At 73.2% G+C, this 16,641-nt stretch carries 16 protein-coding genes; 9 read left to right on the forward strand and 7 right to left on the reverse strand.

Going from position 1 to position 16,641, the window contains the following annotated elements; all coding sequences use genetic code 11:
• Positions 1–80: 80 nt before the first annotated feature.
• Positions 81–1,622 (reverse strand): DUF4331 domain-containing protein, encoded by a 1,542-nt coding sequence (locus ACZ404_RS02720; RefSeq protein ID WP_468435458.1) that lies wholly within the window; start codon positions 1,620–1,622, stop codon positions 81–83.
• A 157-nt stretch (positions 1,623–1,779) separates the two neighbouring features.
• Between ACZ404_RS02720 and ACZ404_RS02725 the strand changes: the two genes are divergently transcribed.
• From ACZ404_RS02725 to ACZ404_RS02735, 3 genes are all read left to right on the forward strand, one after another.
• Positions 1,780–2,373, forward strand: a complete 594-nt coding sequence (locus ACZ404_RS02725) for a sigma-70 family RNA polymerase sigma factor (RefSeq protein WP_468435845.1) — start codon at positions 1,780–1,782, stop codon at positions 2,371–2,373.
• A complete protein-coding gene (locus ACZ404_RS02730) occupies positions 2,370–3,188 on the forward strand; it encodes an anti-sigma factor (RefSeq protein WP_468435459.1) in 819 nt (272 codons plus the stop codon). Before ACZ404_RS02725 ends, ACZ404_RS02730 begins: the two co-directional genes overlap by 4 nt.
• A gap of 125 nt (positions 3,189–3,313) precedes the next feature.
• Positions 3,314–3,583: a hypothetical protein gene (locus ACZ404_RS02735; RefSeq protein ID WP_468435460.1), complete on the forward strand. Its 270-nt coding sequence runs from the start codon at positions 3,314–3,316 to the stop codon at positions 3,581–3,583.
• 72 nt (positions 3,584–3,655) lie between these two features.
• On the opposite strand, the gene ACZ404_RS02740 is transcribed toward ACZ404_RS02735, so the two are convergent.
• From ACZ404_RS02740 to ACZ404_RS02750, 3 genes are read right to left on the reverse strand one after another with little or no spacing between them, the layout of a single operon-like run.
• Complete coding sequence (locus ACZ404_RS02740) at positions 3,656–4,852, reverse strand: CaiB/BaiF CoA transferase family protein (protein WP_468435461.1); 1,197 nt, start codon at positions 4,850–4,852, stop codon at positions 3,656–3,658.
• 44 nt (positions 4,853–4,896) lie between these two features.
• Positions 4,897–5,679: an ABC transporter permease gene (locus ACZ404_RS02745; RefSeq protein ID WP_468435462.1), complete on the reverse strand. Its 783-nt coding sequence runs from the start codon at positions 5,677–5,679 to the stop codon at positions 4,897–4,899.
• Positions 5,676–6,632: an ATP-binding cassette domain-containing protein gene (locus tag ACZ404_RS02750; RefSeq protein WP_468435463.1), complete on the reverse strand. Its 957-nt coding sequence runs from the start codon at positions 6,630–6,632 to the stop codon at positions 5,676–5,678. Before ACZ404_RS02750 ends, ACZ404_RS02745 begins: the two co-directional genes overlap by 4 nt.
• A 63-nt stretch (positions 6,633–6,695) precedes the next feature.
• Here ACZ404_RS02750 and ACZ404_RS02755 point away from each other — a divergent pair, with 63 nt between their 5' ends.
• Together ACZ404_RS02755 and ACZ404_RS02760 are read left to right on the forward strand one after the other, a co-directional pair.
• Complete coding sequence (locus ACZ404_RS02755; protein ID WP_468435464.1) at positions 6,696–7,439, forward strand: TetR/AcrR family transcriptional regulator; 744 nt, start codon at positions 6,696–6,698, stop codon at positions 7,437–7,439.
• On the forward strand, positions 7,436–7,966 hold the full coding sequence (locus ACZ404_RS02760) for a nucleotidyltransferase domain-containing protein (RefSeq protein ID WP_468435465.1): 531 nt from the start codon (positions 7,436–7,438) through the stop codon (positions 7,964–7,966). Before ACZ404_RS02755 ends, ACZ404_RS02760 begins: the two co-directional genes overlap by 4 nt.
• Positions 7,967–7,970: 4 nt before the next feature.
• Here ACZ404_RS02760 and ACZ404_RS02765 read toward each other — a convergent pair whose 3' ends face one another.
• The 3 genes from ACZ404_RS02765 to hmgA form a co-directional block, all read right to left on the reverse strand.
• Entirely contained in the window at positions 7,971–9,128 is a 1,158-nt protein-coding gene (locus ACZ404_RS02765) for a type ISP restriction/modification enzyme (RefSeq protein ID WP_468435466.1), read from the reverse strand.
• Positions 9,129–9,326: 198 nt separating this feature from the next.
• Complete coding sequence (locus ACZ404_RS02770; RefSeq protein ID WP_468435467.1) at positions 9,327–10,076, reverse strand: GntR family transcriptional regulator; 750 nt, start codon at positions 10,074–10,076, stop codon at positions 9,327–9,329.
• A gap of 28 nt (positions 10,077–10,104) precedes the next feature.
• Positions 10,105–11,421: a homogentisate 1,2-dioxygenase gene (gene hmgA, locus ACZ404_RS02775; RefSeq protein ID WP_468435468.1), complete on the reverse strand. Its 1,317-nt coding sequence runs from the start codon at positions 11,419–11,421 to the stop codon at positions 10,105–10,107.
• A gap of 171 nt (positions 11,422–11,592) precedes the next feature.
• Between hmgA and ACZ404_RS02780 the strand changes: the two genes are divergently transcribed.
• The 4 genes from ACZ404_RS02780 (at position 11,593) to ACZ404_RS02795 (ending at position 16,574) form a co-directional block, all read left to right on the forward strand.
• Positions 11,593–12,126: a hypothetical protein gene (locus ACZ404_RS02780; protein ID WP_468435469.1), complete on the forward strand. Its 534-nt coding sequence runs from the start codon at positions 11,593–11,595 to the stop codon at positions 12,124–12,126.
• Between the two features lie 105 nt (positions 12,127–12,231).
• Positions 12,232–12,849 (forward strand): TetR/AcrR family transcriptional regulator, encoded by a 618-nt coding sequence (locus ACZ404_RS02785; protein WP_468435470.1) that lies wholly within the window; start codon positions 12,232–12,234, stop codon positions 12,847–12,849.
• A 135-nt stretch (positions 12,850–12,984) separates the two neighbouring features.
• Positions 12,985–15,216: a molybdopterin oxidoreductase family protein gene (locus ACZ404_RS02790; RefSeq protein ID WP_468435471.1), complete on the forward strand. Its 2,232-nt coding sequence runs from the start codon at positions 12,985–12,987 to the stop codon at positions 15,214–15,216.
• Between the two features lie 182 nt (positions 15,217–15,398).
• Positions 15,399–16,574: an MFS transporter gene (locus tag ACZ404_RS02795; RefSeq protein ID WP_468435472.1), complete on the forward strand. Its 1,176-nt coding sequence runs from the start codon at positions 15,399–15,401 to the stop codon at positions 16,572–16,574.
• The last annotated feature ends 67 nt before the right edge of the window (positions 16,575–16,641 follow it).

Below are 16,641 nucleotides of genomic sequence, written 5' to 3' on the forward strand. Positions count from 1 at the left end.
CTGGTGGGGTCGAAGGGGAAGGCGCGGCCCGCCGTGGGGGAGGGGGTACGGGCCGCGCCGGTCACAAGGGAGCGTGCGGGTCAGTACGGGCGCTGCATGCGGCGGCGCCACCAGGTGACGGCGGTGCCGAGCAGCAGGATCGCCGCCGCGCCCGAGGCCGCCGAGGCGGCGATCATGACCGTGTTGCCGGAGCCGCCGGAGGAGGACCCGGCCGGCTGCAGGGCGTCACCGAGCTGGCTGCGCACGTCCGCACCCGAGGTCGTCCCCTTGGCGAGCCGGCCGCGCGAGCCGGCGGTCGGCTCGGCGATGTACGGGAAGTACTTCTCGAACTTCTTGTCGTTCTTGTTCACCGCGTCGCCCAAGTCGTTCTTGGACCCGACGAGTTCGCCCTCCATGACCTGCAGCGCCTCGTCGATCACGTCGTCCGTGAGCCGGCGCCCGTTCGGGAAGCCCGCGTTGTCCCCGTCGAGGACGCCCAGCCGCTTCGGGTGCATCGCCGGCTTGACCGAGGTGTTCAGCCGCAGCTCCTCCGCGGGCTTCACGTACGGCGGCTGGTTGAGCCCCTTCACACCCTTGAGGAAGACGTCGACCAGGTCGTTGCGCGGCTCCGAGGGCGCCTTGATCTTGTAGATCGACTCGATGAGCTTCGGCAGCTCGGGGTTGGTGACGTTGCGCAGGAACTGCCCGTCGTAGGCCGGCTGGGACGCGTTGAACTTGTCCTTGTCCTTCTGCGGGTTGACCACCTCGTTGACCAGCGGGTTGCCCAGCCGCGACACCTGCGAGTAGTAGCCCTGCGCGTTGCGCCGCTGCGTGGTGGACCAGATGCCGACGACCGGCTGCTTCGACGACTCGCGGATCAGGTCGTTCGGGACCTGAAGGGCGATCGTGTTGACGTTGTAGCCCTTGAGGGTGTCCCGCCCGACCTCGGTCAGGTTCCCGCCGTACAGCAGGTCGAAGACCCGCAGGTCCGCGAAGAACGGGTCGTCGGCCTGGCCGGCGAAGGTGGCGGCGCCGCCCGCGGCCTTGTACACGGCCTGCGAGCGCAGCTTGGCGTAGTACGGCATGGACGCCTTGCCGACGTTCGACGGCGCGACCGGCACGTTGTCCGCGACCCGCGTCTTCGACACCGCACGCTGGTGCTTCAGCCGGATCAGGTCGATGTCGTAGGTCTGGGTGATGTTGAGGTCCGGGTCGTCGAGGCTGGTGACCGGGCCGGTGTTGTACAGGAAGGTGTTGCCGTTCTTCGTGTGCGTCTTGAAGGTGTAGCGGAACACCAGGTCGTCCTGCGCGTCCCCGTTGTTGTCGATGTGCAGGTCGTACTGCGCGTCGTCCGCGAACGTGTAGAAGTTCGGCCCGCCCGCCGGCTCCTCGAACGGGATCCAGTTCGCCACGATCGTCGTCGTGTCGGGCTTGTCCGGGCTGACGAACGCGTACAGGTCCGTGTTGTCGTACTGCGGCGTCCCCGAGATCAGCGGAGCCTCCCGGTGGGAGGAGGCGGAGGCCGCCCCGGGTTCCAGCGTGGCGACGCCGGCGGCTGCGAGCCCCCCGGCGGCCAGCGCAGCACAGATGAGCGAGACCAGGCCCTTGCGTCCCGTGCCGCTCCTGGAGATGAGAGGTGTCATGCCGTCCGTCCTCAGTGCCAACTTGCCTTGACGGACGGGTATACGGAGCGGCGAGCCGGTTCGGATTGGTCGGACGGAAAAAATCTTTTCGGCTTTCCGGACCCGCGTTTTCGCCTCCGGGATCCGTATCAACCGCCGGAGGTGTGCTCTCGTGCGGATGCGTGGTGTGCGAGGAAGGGCCGGCTGCGGCCACGGAAGGGGGACCGGTGGGGAGGCGGACGAACTCCTGGTACTCGTCGCCGGCGGCGACCAGCGGGCCTTCGAGGATCTGTACGCCGTGGTTGCCGGACCGGTGTTCGGGCTCGTCCGGCGGGTCGTGCGCGACCCCGCCCAGTCCGAGGAGGTCGCCCAGGAGGTGCTGCTCGAACTCTGGCGCTCCGCCGCCCGGTTCGATCCCCGCCGGGGCAGCGCCCTGTCCTGGATCCTGACCCTCGCCCACCGCCGTGCCGTCGACCGGGTGCGCAGCGCCCGTGCGGCCGGCGAACGCGAGCAGCGCGAGGCCCTGCGCGCCGGTGAACCCGCCTTCGACCATGTGGCCGAGGAGGTCGAGGCGGGCCTGGAGCGCGAGTGGGTGCGCCGCTGCCTGACCCGGCTCACCGCCCTGCAGCGCCAGTCCGTCACCCTCGCCTACTACGACGGTTACACCTACCGTGAGGTGGCCGAGCGGCTCTCGCTGCCGCTGGGCACGGTCAAGACGCGGATGCGCGACGGGCTCACCCGGCTGCGTGAGTGCCTGGGAGGTGCGGCATGAGCATCCTCGGCCGCCTGCTGGGCCGCGCGGACCTGCACTCCCTCGCCGCGCCCTACGCGCTCGACGCCCTCGAACCGGGCGAGCGGCGCCGGTTCGAGAAGCACCTCGGGGACTGCGACCGCTGCGCCGAGGAGGTGCGGGTGCTGGCGGAGGATGCGGTGCGCCTCGCCTGGTCCGCGGCCGCCCCGCCCCCGGCCGCCCTGCGCGACCGGGTGCTGGCCGCCGTACGCACCACCCCGCAGGAGCCGGCGCGGTCGGCCGCCCGGGAGCGCGCGCCGCAACTGCCGCCGCACGTCTGGGGAGCCCAGCCCCCGCCGGCCCGCACCCGTACGCCCCGCACGCGCCCCCTGTTCGTGCCGCTGGCCACCGCGACAGCCGCGGCGGCCCTTGTCGTGGCCTCCCTCTTCGGCGTCCAGGCGCACCGCACCCAGGGCAGGCTGGACGCCGAGCGCGACCGGGCACGTGAGATCGCCCACGTTCTCGCCGCTCCCGACGCCCGCGCCGCGAACAGCAAGGACGCCCGCGGCCGCAGTATCGGAGTGATCGCTTCCGTATCGGAGGGGCAGGCCGTCGTCACCCTGAGCGGATACGGCACCCCGCCGGGCGGCCGCGTCCACCAGCTCTGGCTCATGCGCCCTCGTGTGCAACCGCGCTCCCTCGGGCTCCTCGCGGGCGACACGCCGTTGATCGCCAAGGGTCTCGACAAGTCGGCGACGTCACTCGCCGTAACCGTCGAGCCTGACGGAGGGTCAGCACAGCCCACCGGCCAGCCCGTTGTCCAACTCACCCTGAAATCGGTCGGATTCGGAGAGTAGTCAACGGTGCATGGTCAACCGCCTTGCAGGGAAGGTGAATCCTGTGGCCGAGATACCCGCATGCCTCGGCGGGGCGATAGGGTTACCCTGCCCGGGCCGGGTGACTCGTACGGGTGGGGAGTGACATGGAGCAGATAACAGTGCGCAGCAGGGCCAGGATCCCTGCGATCACCTGCGGGAGCAGCGCGACCAGTTCGCGGCTCGACCGCCATCTGTCGGTGCTGGCGGGTCCCGCCATACCGCAGCGGGAGACGGTCGAGGCGACCTCGCTGATGCGTGAGCTGACGGCACGTGACACTCCGCAGGAGCGCAGCGACCAGGGTCGGCGGGTCAGCCGTGTCTCGCTGTTCGCACCGCTGCGCCGGCTGCGCCGTTCGCTGTTCGGCGGCCACTGAGCCCGGCGGGCTCGCGTCCCCGACTCGAACCCGAGCGAACCGGCGGTCCTGGATCCTCTCCGGGGCCCGCGCTCAGGCCACCACACCGTCCCGGCGCAACGCTGCGATCTCCGCGTCCGTCATCCCCACGGCACGCAGCAGCGCCCCGGTGTGCTGACCGAGCGCGGGCACGTCGCCCATCCGTGCCTCGTCCCCGCCCGGCAGTGTGATGGGAGGCAGCAGCGCCTTCAGCGGCCCCACCGGCGAACCCACCCGACGCCACCGCTCCCGGGCCGCCAGCTGCGGATGTTCCGCCAGCTCGTGCAGGTCCCTGAGCCGGGCACAGGCGATCCCCGCCTTCTCCAGCCGGGCCAGCGCCTCGTCCGTGTCCAGCACCCCCAGCGCCCGCGCGACCAGCGCGTCGGTCCGCTCGCGATGGGCGACACGCGCCGCGTTCGTGGCATACGCCGGATCCGTGCCGAGCGCGGGCTCCTCGATGACCTGTTCGGCCAGCCGCCGCCACTCACGGTCGTTCTGCACCGACAGCAGCACCCGTCCGCCGTCCGCCGTCGCATAGGCGTCGTACGGGGCGATGACGGCGTGCGCGAGACCCGTGCGCGCCGGGGGCTCACCCCCGTGCATCGCATGGTGCAGCGGATGCCCCATCCACTCCGCCAGCGCCTCCAGCATCGACACCTCCACCGGCCCGCCCCGCCCGGTCGTGCCGCGCCGCACCAGCGCGGCCAGCACCCCGGAGAAGGCGTACATGGCCGCCGCGATGTCCGCCGCCGGGATCCCCGCCTTCACGGGCTGCTCCGGCGTCCCGGTCACCGACACGAGCCCCGCCTCGCACTGCACGAGCATGTCGTAGGCCCGTTTGTCGGCGTACGGCCCCGAGCCGCCGTACCCCGAGATGTCCACGGCGATCAGCCGCGGGTGCGCCGCGCACAGCGTGGCCGCGTCGAGTCCGAGCCGGGCGGCGGCCCCGTGGGCGAGGTTCTGCACGAACACGTCCGCGTCCGCGACCAGCCGCCGTACGACGCCGAGGCCGCGCGGGTCCTTCAGATCCAGCGCGATCGACTCCTTGCCGCGGTTGCACCACACGAAGTGCGAGGCGAGGCCGCGCGCCGCGGTGTCGTAGCCGCGCGCGAAGTCGCCGCCGTCGATCCGCTCCACCTTGACGACCCGGGCGCCCAGGTCGGCGAGCTGCCGGGTCGCGAAGGGCGCGGCCACGGCCTGTTCGACGGCGACGACGGTGATGCCCTCCAGGGGCAGCGGCTGCTGGGTCATGAGCCGATCATGCCCCTGGGACGCAGCTCTGTCAGCGGTGCAGGTCACCGCTCCCCGTGCGCGTACCGGCGTACGGCGAGCGGCAGGAAGAGGGCGGTCAGCGCGAGGCTCCAGGCGAGCGCCCCGGCGACCGGGTGGGCCACCGGCCAGGCCGCGCCCTCCGGGGCGGGCGCGTTGCCGAACAGGTCCCGCAGGGCGGTGGTCACCGCGCTGATCGGGTTCCACTCGGCGAGCGTGCGCAGCCAGCCGGGGAGGTTGTCGGTCGGGATGTAGGCGTTGGACAGCAGCGGCAGGACGAAGGAGGAGGCGCCGAGTTGTCCGGCGGCGTCCTCGCTGCGGGTGAGCAGCCCGAGGAAGATCCCGGCGCAGGTGCACGCGAACCGGAAGAGCAGCAACAGCCCCACGGCCCCGGCGGCCGCGAGCGCGGACCCCTCGATCCGCCAGCCCACGGCGAGCCCCACCAGCAGCAGCGGCACGGTCCCGGCGGTCGTGACGACGAGGTCGGCCACCGCCTGCCCGAGCGGTACGGCGGCCCGGCTCACCGGCATCGTGCGGAAGCGGTCCGTCACGCCGCGGTGCGTGTCCGCGGCGGCCTGGAACATGCCGGTCATCAGCCCGCCGGCCGCGGTCGCCACCAGCAGGCCGGGCACCAGGAAGGAGCGGTACTCACGGCCGGGCATCGCCAGCGCGCTGCCGAACACGTACCCGAAGAAGAGCAGCATGTTCACCGGCATCATCTGGGTCAGGACGGCCAGGCCCGGGCTGTTGCGGACCCGGCGCAGCTGCCGGCCCGTCATCGCCAGGCCGTCGTGGGCGAAGGCGCTCATGTCACCAGCTCCTTGTGGTCGGCGGTCTCTCCGGTGAGCCGCAGGAAGACGTCGTCGAGGGTGGGCGGCCGCAGGCTCGCGTCGAGCAACGGCACCCCGGCCGCGTCCAGCTCGCGCACCAGGCGGGGCAGGGTGAGGGTCGGGTCGGTGGTGACCGCGCCGGCGGTGCGGCGGTCGCGGTCGAGGACGGGTTCGCACCCGGTGAGGTGGTCCAGGACCGCGGCCGCCGCCGGCAGCCCGTCCGCATGGGCGACGACGACCTCCGCGTAGGAGCCGATGAGGGCCTTGAGCTCGGCGGGGGAGCCGGTGTGCGCGACCGTTCCCAGGTTCATCAGGGCGATGTCGTCGGCGAGTTGGTCGGCCTCCTCCAGGTACTGCGTGGTCAGCAGCACGGTCGTGCCCTCGGCCTTCAGCTCGCGCACCGCCTCCCAGATCCGGGTGCGGCTCGCCGGGTCGAGTCCGGTGGTCGGTTCGTCGAGGAAGAGCACGTCGGGCCGCCGGATCAGGCTCGCGGCCAGGTCCAGCCGACGGCGCATGCCGCCGGAGTAGGCGGACGCCTTCCGGTTCGCCGCCTCGGCCAGCCCGAACCGCTCCAGCAGCTCCTCGGCCCGGCGGGCGGGCGCCGCCACCCGGTGCAGCCGCGCGAACAGCCGGAGGTTCTCCCGGCCGGTGAGGTCGCCGTCGACCGACGCGTACTGCCCGGTGACGCCGATCCGGCGCCGTACGGCCGCCGCCTCGCGGACCAGGTCGTGGCCCGCGACGCGCGCGGAGCCGGCGTCGGGCCGCAGCAGCGTGGTGAGCAGCCGTACGGCCGTCGTCTTGCCGGCGCCGTTCGGTCCGAGGAGCCCGCACACCGTGCCCCGGGCGACCGCCAGATCGAGGCCGCGCACGGCGTGGACGGCGCCGAAGCGCTTCTCCAGACCTTCACTAAGTACAGCGTACGTAGTAGTCATGCGCCGACCATACCGCACTACGTACGGTGTACGTAACTAGGATGGTGACCGAGGTGATGACCGATGGCAGTCCGAGGGGCCGTCCCCGAAGTGATCTGGGCGCGCCCCGAGCGCACGGGACGGGGTCCGAAGCCGGCGTACACGCGCGACGACATCGCGGCGGCGTCCGTCCGGATCGCCGACGCGGAGGGGCTCGACGCGGTGTCCATGCGGCGCGTCGCGGCCGAACTGGGCTGCGGCACCATGTCGCTGTACAACTACGTGCCGCGCAAGGAGGACCTGTACGAGCTGATGGTGGACGCCATCAGCGCCGAGCACGAGCTGTGGGAGCCGAGCGGCGACTGGCGGGCCGACATGCTGCGGGTGGCCCACCAGACCCGCGCGCTGATGCACCGGCACCCGTGGCTGCCGCGCCTGATGTCCCCGGTCTACGGTTTCAGCCCGCACGCCCTGCGCTACCTCGAGCACTGCCTGGCCTGCCTGGACCCGCTGGAGGCGCCCTACGGCACCAAGCTGGAGCTGATCGCGATGCTCAACGGTGTGGTGACGACCTACGTGCGCAACGAACTCGACACCGCCGAACGGGTGCGCGCCCTGCCGTGGTCCGAGGATCAGGAGAACGCCGTCCGCATCGCCTACCTCGGCAGCCAGATCGCCTCCGGCGCGTATCCCCGCATGGCGGCGGCCTTCGCCGAGGATGCGGGACCGATCGACCTGGAGGCGGTGTTCCAGCGGGCACTGGAAAGAGTCCTCGACGCGTACACGCCGCGCCGGCCCGACGGGACGGCACGGCGGGAGGGGGAGTGAACCGGGAGCGCGCGCAGGGCCAGCTCGCCCTGATCGCCGAGACCGTGCGGGCCGCAGACGACCACGGCATCCCCCTGTGGCTGCGCGGGGGCTGGGCGATGGACTTCTTCCTCGGCGAGGTGACCCGGGACCACGGGGACATCGACTGGTTCGCCTGGGCGCGGGACGCGGGCACCCTCACCGACACCCTGACCCGGCTCGGCCACCGACCGGTGCCCGGACCGCCCCCCGCCCTCCAGCTCGACTTCGTCAAGGACGGCCTGGACAGCAGCTTCACCCTCCTGGCCCGCGATGCGGCGGGCCGGGTCACCGTCGCGGGCGGCCCCTGGGCCGGCACCCCCTGGCCCGACGGGCTGCTCGGGGCGGAGCCGGGCCGCATCGGGGAGCTGGAGGCGGCGATCGTCTGCCCGCGGGTGCAGGTGGAGATCAAGCGGATGATGCCCGTGTGGGACCCCTCGCGGCCCCGGCGGGTGAAGGACGCCGAGGACATCGCGCGGCTCGAGGCCGCCCTCGGACGCCGTCAGTGACCGCTCATCGCCAGAGCAGGGCGAACTGGCCGTTCGGGCCCTCCTCGGGGTGGGTCAGGACCGAGGCGGGGCGGCGGGCGGACGGCGGGGGCGGGAGGATGCCGGCCCGGCGCAGGTCGGTGGAGGTGATCGGCGAGGTCGGGGACAGCGCGGCCCGGATCGGCTTCAGCTCTGCCAGGAGGGCCAGGACCGTGATCAGTTCCAGGAGTTCCGAGGTCCAGGCCTGCGGCCAGGTCGCGGGGCGGATCGCCGTCAGGGTGCCCGGCTCGGGCGGGGCCGTGCGGGACGCGAACCAGGACTCGAGGACGCGCGCGCCGGCCAGTTCGTAGTCCCAGGCCTCGGGCGGGACGGGGGAGATGCGGCCCTCGTCGACGTGGAGGGTCTCCTCGTCGCGGTCGTAGTGGAGGGCGAGGGGACGCGCGGGCAGGGGCGCGCGGACGTAGGGGCGGCGGCCACCGGGCAGTTTGGGGCGTTCGCCGTCGCGGCGCATCAGCCACAGCATGCGGCGGCCCGACTCGACCCCCCGCGCCCACACCTCGCCGTCCCCGGTGAGCGGCACCGTGAGGTCCGGGCGGACCGTCCAGAGGATCCACGCCAGGACGTCGGCCGGCGCCGGGCGGTGACCCAGGCGGGCGGCCAGATGGTCCAGCAGACCCGGCGCGAGGTTCGGCTCCGTGCCGCCCGGGCGGCGGTACAGGGGGCGGATGCGGCCGGTGCGGAGCGTGGGCAGGACCGACGTGGCCAGCAGAGGGTCCTCGGCGCCCGTCTCCACCACGAACACCTGCTGTTCGTCCGCCACCCGCCACAGCTCGGGCCGGGCCACGTCGAGCAGCCGGTGGTCCGGGATCAGCCACTGTTCGTCGAAGGGTGCCGCCAGCACCCGTACCGGCTCCGCGCAGGGGCCCTCCGCGCGCGCCAGCGGCTCGGTACCGGTGGACCGGCCGGGCAACTGGGCCACCGCGGAGCGCAGCGTGCGCGAGCGCGTCGGGCCGAACAGCGCCTCCCGGTCGGGCCCTTCGGCCCGGAGCAGCGCGTCCCAGCGGGCCCTCAGACACGCCGGGTCGGGGGCCGTCGGCCAGGCGCGGCCCGGCCGCAGCGGTGCGACGGACCACGGCATGAGGTCCGCCAGCAGCGGAGCGTCGTCGTGCGTCACGCTGGGCATCGTACGACCTGCCGGTGACAGGCCCAGGGCCTGTCTGACAATTCGCGTCTGCCGCCCGACGCCATGCACGCACTCTCGCCGCACCGACCCCGGACCCAAGTACATCCAGTACGAGGGCCTGGGGCCGGCACGCCGAGAGCACGCACCTGACGCCGCGCGGCCGCCCTTCGGGCAACGACGGGGATTGTCAGACAGGCCCTAGGTGGCGTCGAGGGTCACCGTGAAGGAGAAGCGGTCGCCCCGGTAGTGGATGACCGCCACGTCCAGCACCCGCCCCCCGGCGTCGTACGTCACGCCCGTGTAGTGCAGGATCGGGCTGAGCAGCGGCACCTCGAGCAGCCGCGCGGTCTCCGGGTCGGCGAGCCGGGCCTCCACGGTGTCCGTGATGCGGCTGATGTCCGCCCCGACGACGTCCCGCAGCACCTTCGTCATCGGCCAGCGGACCAGATCCTCCAGGTCGATCCGCGCGGCCAGTTCGGGGCGGACGTGGTTGCGGGCGTGGTTGGTCGGCTCGCCGGTCTTCTCGTCGCAGCGCAGCCGGTGGTACGACGCCACCTGGGCGAGATCCGGGAAGTACTCGGCGAGTTCGCCGGCCACCGGCGCCTCCCCGTGGTCCAGCAGCTCGGTCGTCATCCCGGACTGCTGGGCCACGATCGCGTCCACCGAGCCCAGCAGCCGCACCGGGGCCCCGCGCCGCGCCCCCGGCTCGATGAACGTGCCGCGCCGCCGGTGCCGGCTGATCAGCCCCTCGTCCTCCAGCTCCTTCAGCGCCTGCCGCATGGTCAGCACGCTGACCCCGTAGTGCTCCGCGAGCTGCTCCTCGGTGGGCAGGCGCAGCGGGTCCCGCGGGGAGCGGCCGAGTATCGAGGCGCGCAGCGACTGCGACACCTGGTACCACAGCGGCAGCTTGCGGTTCAGGACGATCGAATCCGGAGCGAAGGCGGTCACACGGCTATCCGTACCTGTCGGGGTGTGGTCAGTGCAATGGACGGAAGTGGCGCTCCAGACCCTGCCACACGTCGTCGTAGCGCGGCTGGAGATGGTCCGCCCCCGCCGCCTGCGGGGTGAGCGTCACCGGCCAGCGGGTCTCGAACATGAACGCCAGCCCGTCGTCGATCTTCTGCGGCCGCAGCTCCGCCGCGCTCGCCCGGTCGAACGTCTCCCGGTCCGGGCCGTGCGCCGACATCATGTTGTGCAGCGAGCCGCCGCCCGGCACGAAGCCCTCCGCCTTCGCGTCGTAGGCCCCCTCGATCAGGCCCATGTACTCGCTCATCACGTTCCGGTGGAAGTACGGCGGCCGGAAGGTGTCCTCACCCACCAGCCAGCGCGGCGCGAAGACCACGAAGTCCACACCGGCCAGGCCCGGAGTGTCCGACGGCGACGTCAGGACTGTGAAGATCGACGGGTCCGGATGGTCGTAGGAGATGGTGCCGATCACATTGAAGCGGCGCAGATCGTAGAGGTACGGCACATGGTTGCCGTGCCAGGCGACCACGTCGAGCGGGGAGTGGTCGTAGGTGGCCGTCCAGAGGTTGCCGCAGAACTTGTTCACCACCTCCACCGGGCCCTCCACGTCCTCGTACGCGGCGACCGGCGCCCGGAAGTCCCGGGCGTTCGCGAGCCCGTTGGCGCCGATCGGGCCGAGGTCGGGCAGCCGGAAGGGCGCCCCATAGTTCTCGCACACATAGCCACGCGCACACTCGTCCAGCAGCTCCACACGGAAGCGCACCCCACGCGGGATCAACGCCACCTGGGCCGGCTCCACATGCAGCCGTCCGAACTCGGTGTGCAGCAGCAGGCCGCCCTGTTCCGGCACGATCAGCAGCTCGCCGTCGGCGTCGGAGAAGACCCGCTCCATCGAGGAGTTGGCGTGGTACAGGTGCACTGCCATGCCCGTGCGCTGGGCCGCGTCGCCGTTGCCGCCCAGCGTCCACAGACCGGCGAGGAAGTCGGTCCCCGCCGGCGGCTCGGGCAGCGGGTTCCAGCGCAGCCGGTTGGGGTCGGGCACCGTCTCGGTGAAGGGGGCCGTGCGGATCGCGCCGTTGCCGGTGCGGGTGAACGCCGGGTGCGCGGCGGACGGGCGGACGCGGTACAGCCAGGAGCGGCGGTTGTGCGCCCGGGGCTCGGTGAACGCCGCACCGCTGAGCTGCTCCGCGTACAGGCCGAGCGGCGCGCGCTGCGGCGAGTTGCGGCCCTCTGGGAGGGCGCCCGGCACCGCTTCCGAGGCGTGTTCGTTGCCGAACCCCGACAGGTACGACAGTCCCTCGGCGCTCTTGCGTGCGTCCCCGCTCATGATCGCTCCCTTGCGCTCCTGATTCCTATGCATCACCGTAGGAATAGCCGGGGGCGGGCGCAAGAGGGCCCCGGGGTCCTCTCCGGGGCGTGCGGGGTCCCTCTCAGGTAGGGGCGGAACCAGACTTCAGGGGGATTCGGGGTGGCGAAGCGCTGTTCTAGTCTCCGGGACATGTCATGGAGGTCGTGGAAGGGCCGCACCCTCACCGCACTCGCGGTCGGTGTCCTGGTGTCGCTCGGTGCGGGGGGCTGCGGGACCGGCGAGGCGCACACGGGTGCCGTCTCGCCCTCCCCGGTGGGCAAGGTGCTGAACGGCACGGACGACAGCGGCCGGCACCTGCGCGAGGTCGGCACGGCGGACGCGCCCGAGGTCGGCGTCGAGGTGACCCCGGACGCCGCCGGGGGCTGGGACGTGCGGCTGACGCCGCGCCACTTCCGCTTCTCCCCGGCCGGCGCACCGCACAAGGCGGTCCCCGGGCGCGGCCTCGCCGGCCTCTTCGTCGACGGCCGCCCGGTGACCCGGCTGCGCACGCCCGGATACCACCTGCCCGCCCGCCTCGTACCGCACGGCACCCACCACGTCACCGCCCGCCTGTACGCCGATGACGGCACGGTCTGGGCCGTCCAGGGCAAGCCGGTCGAGAGCACCGCCGACATAACGGCCTCCGTCGCGGAGTCCGAACCGGCCGCCACCGCCCCGGAGTAGAGACCGTCCCGCTCCCGCGGGTGCCTCGCGACGGCCGATGAGTGCATCGACCACCGTTCTCCGTACTGGGGGCCGAGGTTCACCCGACCCGGGGGGAGAGGCATCATGAAGTCCGTGCCCCACGCGACATCGCTTCGCCGCGCGCCCGTCCAGCGGCGCAGTGCCGAACGGCTGACGAGGATCCTCGACGCCTGCGCCGACCTGCTCGACGAGGTCGGCTACGACGCCCTGAGCACGCGGGCGGTGGCCCAGCGCGCCCAGGTCCCCATCGGCTCGGTGTACCGCTTCTTCGGCAACAAGCGGCAGATGGCCGACGCCCTCGCCCAGCGCAACCTCGAGCGCTACAGCGAGCGCGTCACCGAGCGGCTGAAGGAGGCGCGGCGGGGTGACTGGCGGGCCGCCATGGACGCCGTCCTGGACGAGTACCTCGGTATGAAGCGCACCGCGCCCGGCTTCTCCCTCGTGGACTTCGGCAACCAGATCCCGGTCGGCACCCGGCAGGGCGAGCCCAACACCAGGGTCGCCGACCGCCTCACCGACCTGCTCGCCGGCTACCTCGGCCGCACCCCGGACGACGATCTGCGCCGGGTCTTCCTGGTCGCCGTGGAGAGCGCGGACACCCTGGTGCAGCTCGCCTTCCGGGTCGATCCCGCAGGGGACGAGGCGATCATCCAGGAGACGCGTGAGCTGCTGCGGGCGTATCTGGCGCGCGTGCTCGACTGAGATCCCGCTCCGGCCGGGAAAGAGGACTCCCCTCCATGCGTACCGGTCGGTATGCTCACCCGGTGCCCGCCCTGCCGCCGGGCCCCCCGGGCGTTCGCCCGCCCGGCACCGCCGCCGACCCTCCGGGAGGACCCCGTGTCCCGCACCGCCCTGCGAATCTGCCCCTTGTGCGAGGCCACCTGCGGCCTGACGCTCACCGTCGAGGGCACCCGCGTCACCGGCGCGCGCGGCGACCGCGCGGACGTCTTCAGCAAGGGCTTCATCTGTCCCAAGGGCGCCTCCTTCGGCGCCGTCGACGGCGACCCCGACCGGCTGCGCACCCCGCTGGTCCGCAGGGACGGCGCACTGCGCGAGGCCACCTGGGAGGAGGCCTTCGACGCCGTCGCCGCCGGGCTGCGCCCGGTGGTGGAGCGGTACGGCGCGAACGCCCTCGGTGTCGTCCTCGGCAACCCCAACGTGCACACCATGGCCGGCGCCCTCTACCCCCCGGTGCTGCTCGGCGCCCTCGGCACCCGCAGCCTGTTCACCGCCTCCACGGTCGACCAGATGCCCAAGCACGTCTCCAGCGGGCTCCTCTTCGGCGACGCCAACGCCATCCCCGTACCGGACCTGGACCACACCGACCATCTGCTGCTCATCGGCGCCAACCCCCTGGAGTCCAACGGGAGTCTGTGCACCGCCCCCGACTTCCCCGGCAAGCTCCGGGCGCTGAAGGCGCGCGGCGGCCGGCTCATCGTCGTGGACCCGCGCCGCACCCGGACCGCCAAGCTCGCGCACCAGCACCTCGCGATCCGCCCCGGCACCGACGCCCTGCTGCTCGCCGCGATGGCGACCGTGCTCTTCGAGGAGGACCTGACCGACCTCAGGCGCCTCGCCCCGCACGTCCAGGGCCTGCCCGAACTCCGCGAGGCACTGCGCGATTTCACCCCCGAGGCGGTGGCCCCGGCCTGCGACCTCGACGCGGACCTCATCCGCACCCTCGCCCGCGACCTGGCCGCCGCCCCCACCGCCGCCGTCTACGCCCGCATCGGCAGCTGCACCGTGCCCCACGGCACCCTGGCGAGCTGGCTGGTCGACGTCCTCAACATCCTCACCGGCAACCTCGACCGGCCCGGCGGCGCCCTCTTCCCGCAGGCCGCCACCGACAGAACCCCCCGCCCGGCGGGCCCCGGCCGCGGCTTCGCCCTCGGCCGATGGCGCACCCGGGTACGGCAACTCCCCGAGGCGAAGGGCGAGCTGCCGCTCTCCGCACTCGCCGAGGAGATCGACACCGCGACCGAGGAGGGCGAGCCCCTCCGCGCGCTCGTCGTGATCGCGGCCAACCCGGTGCTGTCCGCACCCGACGGCCGGCGCCTCGACAAGGCCCTGGAGTCACTGGACTTCATGGTCAGCGTCGATCCGTATCTCAACGAGACCTCCCGCCACGCCGACGTCGTGCTGCCGCCGCCCCCGCCGTCGCAGAGCCCGCACCACGACTTCGCCTTCAACACCCTCGCCGTGCGCAACCAGGTCCGCTACACCCGCCCCGCCGTCCCGCTCGAGCCCGGCCGCATGGCCGAGACCGAGATCCTCGCCCGGCTGATCCTGGCCGCCACCGGCATGCACGGTGCCGACCCGGGCGCCGTCGACGCGATGGTCGTCGAGCAGACCCTCGGCAAGGCCGTGGCCGACCCGCACTCCCCGGTCCACGGCCGCGACCCGCAGGACCTCGCCGCCCTGCTGACCGGGGAGACCGGCCCCGAGCGGCGACTGGACCTGATGCTGCGCCTCGGACCGTACGGCGACGGCTTCGGCGCCCGGCCCGACGGGCTGACCCTGGAGAAGCTGCTCGCCCACCCGCACGGCATCGACCTCGGGCCCCTGCGCCCCCGCCTGCCGCAGCCGCTGAAGACCGTCAGCGGACGCATCGAGCTGCTGCCCGAGCCGATCGCCGGCGACCTGCCCCGGCTGCGGGAGGCCCTGCGCGAGCGCCCGGCCGGGCTGGTCCTGGTCGGCCGCCGCCATCTGCGCTCCAACAACAGCTGGATGCACAACGTGCCCGCCCTCACCGGCGGCTCCAACCGCTGCACCCTGCACCTCAACCCCGAGGACGCCCAGCGGCTCGGCATACGCGACGGAGAGCCGGTGCGGGTCAAGGGCGCCGGGGGAGAGGTGACCGCGCCCGCCGAGGTCACCGACGGCGTCCGGCCGGGCGTGGTGAGCCTCCCGCACGGCTGGGGCCACGACCGTCCCGGCACCCGGCTGAGCCACGCCGCCGGCGACCCCGGCGTCAACGTCAACCAGCTCCTCGACGGCAGCCTGCTGGACCCGCTGTCGGGCAACGCGGTGCTGAACGGGGTGCCGGTCGAGGTCAGTCCAACCCTGTGACCTGCAATTCTGCTCGTATTGCTCGCACGTCGACGTCTTGTTGACGAGGCTTGGGCCGACCTAACGTCATCGCACCGCCGACCCCCAGGTGGGATGTTCAAGGGCGAACGTCAGGTATCCACTCATGCTGACCATCCTCGGCTTCGCCATGATCGCGACCTTCCGGCTTCGCGCAGGGGGCGGTGTCCACGGCCCGGCCCGCCGTCTCCTACCGGGCCCTCGCGCTGGGCGTCGACGAGCGGGCCGTCGGCGTCATCGCGGGCGTGTACGCCCTGCTCCCGCTCTTCGCCGCCGTACCGCTCGGCCGCCGTACCGACCACGGCCGGTGCGCACCGCTGCTGCCGGCCGGCGTGGTGCTCGTCTCCGGCGGGTGCGTGCTGAGCGGATGCGTGAACTCCCTCTGGGCCACGGCCCTGTGGAGCGGGGTGATGGGACTCGGGCACCTCTGCTTCGTGATCGGCGCCCAGTCGCTGGTGGCCCGCCGGTCCGCGCCGCACGAACACGACCGCAACTTCGGGCACTTCACCATCGGCGCCTCCCTCGGCCGGCTCGTCGGACCGATCGCCGCCGGTGCCCTGATCGGCGGCCCCGACCTGGCCGGCAGCAGCGCCCTGGCCCTGGTCGTGGCGGGCGCGGGCGCGGCGGTCGCGGTCACCTCGCTGTGGCGCATCGAGGACCGGACGGCGGTCGGCTCCCGTACCGCGCGCGGCGAGCGGGTGCCGGTCGGGGGCATCCTGCGCGCCCGGGGCGTCCCGGCGGGCATGCTGATCAGCCTCTCCGTCCTGTCGGCCACCGACATCCTCACCGCCTGTCTCCCGGTGGTCGGCGAGCACCGGGGCATCGCCCCCTCGGCGATCGGCGTGCTGCTGAGCCTGTGCGCGGGTGCCACCATCGCCTGCCGGCTCGTTCTGACCCCGCTGCTGCGGCTGCTCGGCCGCGCCGTGCTGCTCACCGTGACCTGCTTCCTGGCGGCCGTGCTGTGCGCGGGGGCCGCCCTGCCGGTGCCGGTGTGGGCGCTCGGGCTGATGCTCACCGCCCTGGGCTTCTGTCTGGGCGTGGGGCAGCCGCTGTCCATGACGACGGTCGTCCGGGCCGCGCCCGAGGCCGCGCGCTCGACGGCGCTCGCCCTGCGGCTGACCGGCAACCGGCTCGGTCAGGTCGCCGCACCGGCCGGCGCCCGCCTGGTCGCGGGCGTTGCGGGCGCGGCCGCGCCGTTCGTGATGCTGGGGGCGCTGCTGCTGCTGTCGGCGGGGGTGGCCCTGCGCTCCCCGGGTGCCGGACGGGCGGCCGAGGGGGCCGGCGCGGTGGCGGGGGCGGGGCGGAAGGGGTCGGCGTTGCGCCGTACGAGCGATATGTGACGGCGCGTCCGGCGTTGTGCCGAGACTGCGGGACCGGGTGTGTGCAGAGTCCCAACGACAGGCCGAT

This window comes from Streptomyces sp. NPDC030798 (genome assembly GCF_055572275.1).

Bases quoted from the DNA above. Each gene is read 5' to 3' on its own strand.
- ACZ404_RS02720 (WP_468435458.1), bottom strand. From the start codon at position 1,622: ATGACACCTCTCATCTCCAGGAGCGGCACGGGACGCAAGGGCCTGGTC.
- ACZ404_RS02725 (WP_468435845.1), top strand. From the start codon at position 1,780: ATGCGTGGTGTGCGAGGAAGGGCCGGCTGCGGCCACGGAAGGGGGACC.
- ACZ404_RS02730 (WP_468435459.1), top strand. From the start codon at position 2,370: ATGAGCATCCTCGGCCGCCTGCTGGGCCGCGCGGACCTGCACTCCCTC.
- ACZ404_RS02735 (WP_468435460.1), top strand. From the start codon at position 3,314: ATGGAGCAGATAACAGTGCGCAGCAGGGCCAGGATCCCTGCGATCACC.
- ACZ404_RS02740 (WP_468435461.1), bottom strand. From the start codon at position 4,852: ATGACCCAGCAGCCGCTGCCCCTGGAGGGCATCACCGTCGTCGCCGTC.
- ACZ404_RS02745 (WP_468435462.1), bottom strand. From the start codon at position 5,679: ATGAGCGCCTTCGCCCACGACGGCCTGGCGATGACGGGCCGGCAGCTG.
- ACZ404_RS02750 (WP_468435463.1), bottom strand. From the start codon at position 6,632: ATGACTACTACGTACGCTGTACTTAGTGAAGGTCTGGAGAAGCGCTTC.
- ACZ404_RS02755 (WP_468435464.1), top strand. From the start codon at position 6,696: ATGGCAGTCCGAGGGGCCGTCCCCGAAGTGATCTGGGCGCGCCCCGAG.
- ACZ404_RS02765 (WP_468435466.1), bottom strand. From the start codon at position 9,128: ATGCCCAGCGTGACGCACGACGACGCTCCGCTGCTGGCGGACCTCATG.
- hmgA (WP_468435468.1), bottom strand. From the start codon at position 11,421: ATGAGCGGGGACGCACGCAAGAGCGCCGAGGGACTGTCGTACCTGTCG.
- ACZ404_RS02780 (WP_468435469.1), top strand. From the start codon at position 11,593: ATGTCATGGAGGTCGTGGAAGGGCCGCACCCTCACCGCACTCGCGGTC.
- ACZ404_RS02785 (WP_468435470.1), top strand. From the start codon at position 12,232: ATGAAGTCCGTGCCCCACGCGACATCGCTTCGCCGCGCGCCCGTCCAG.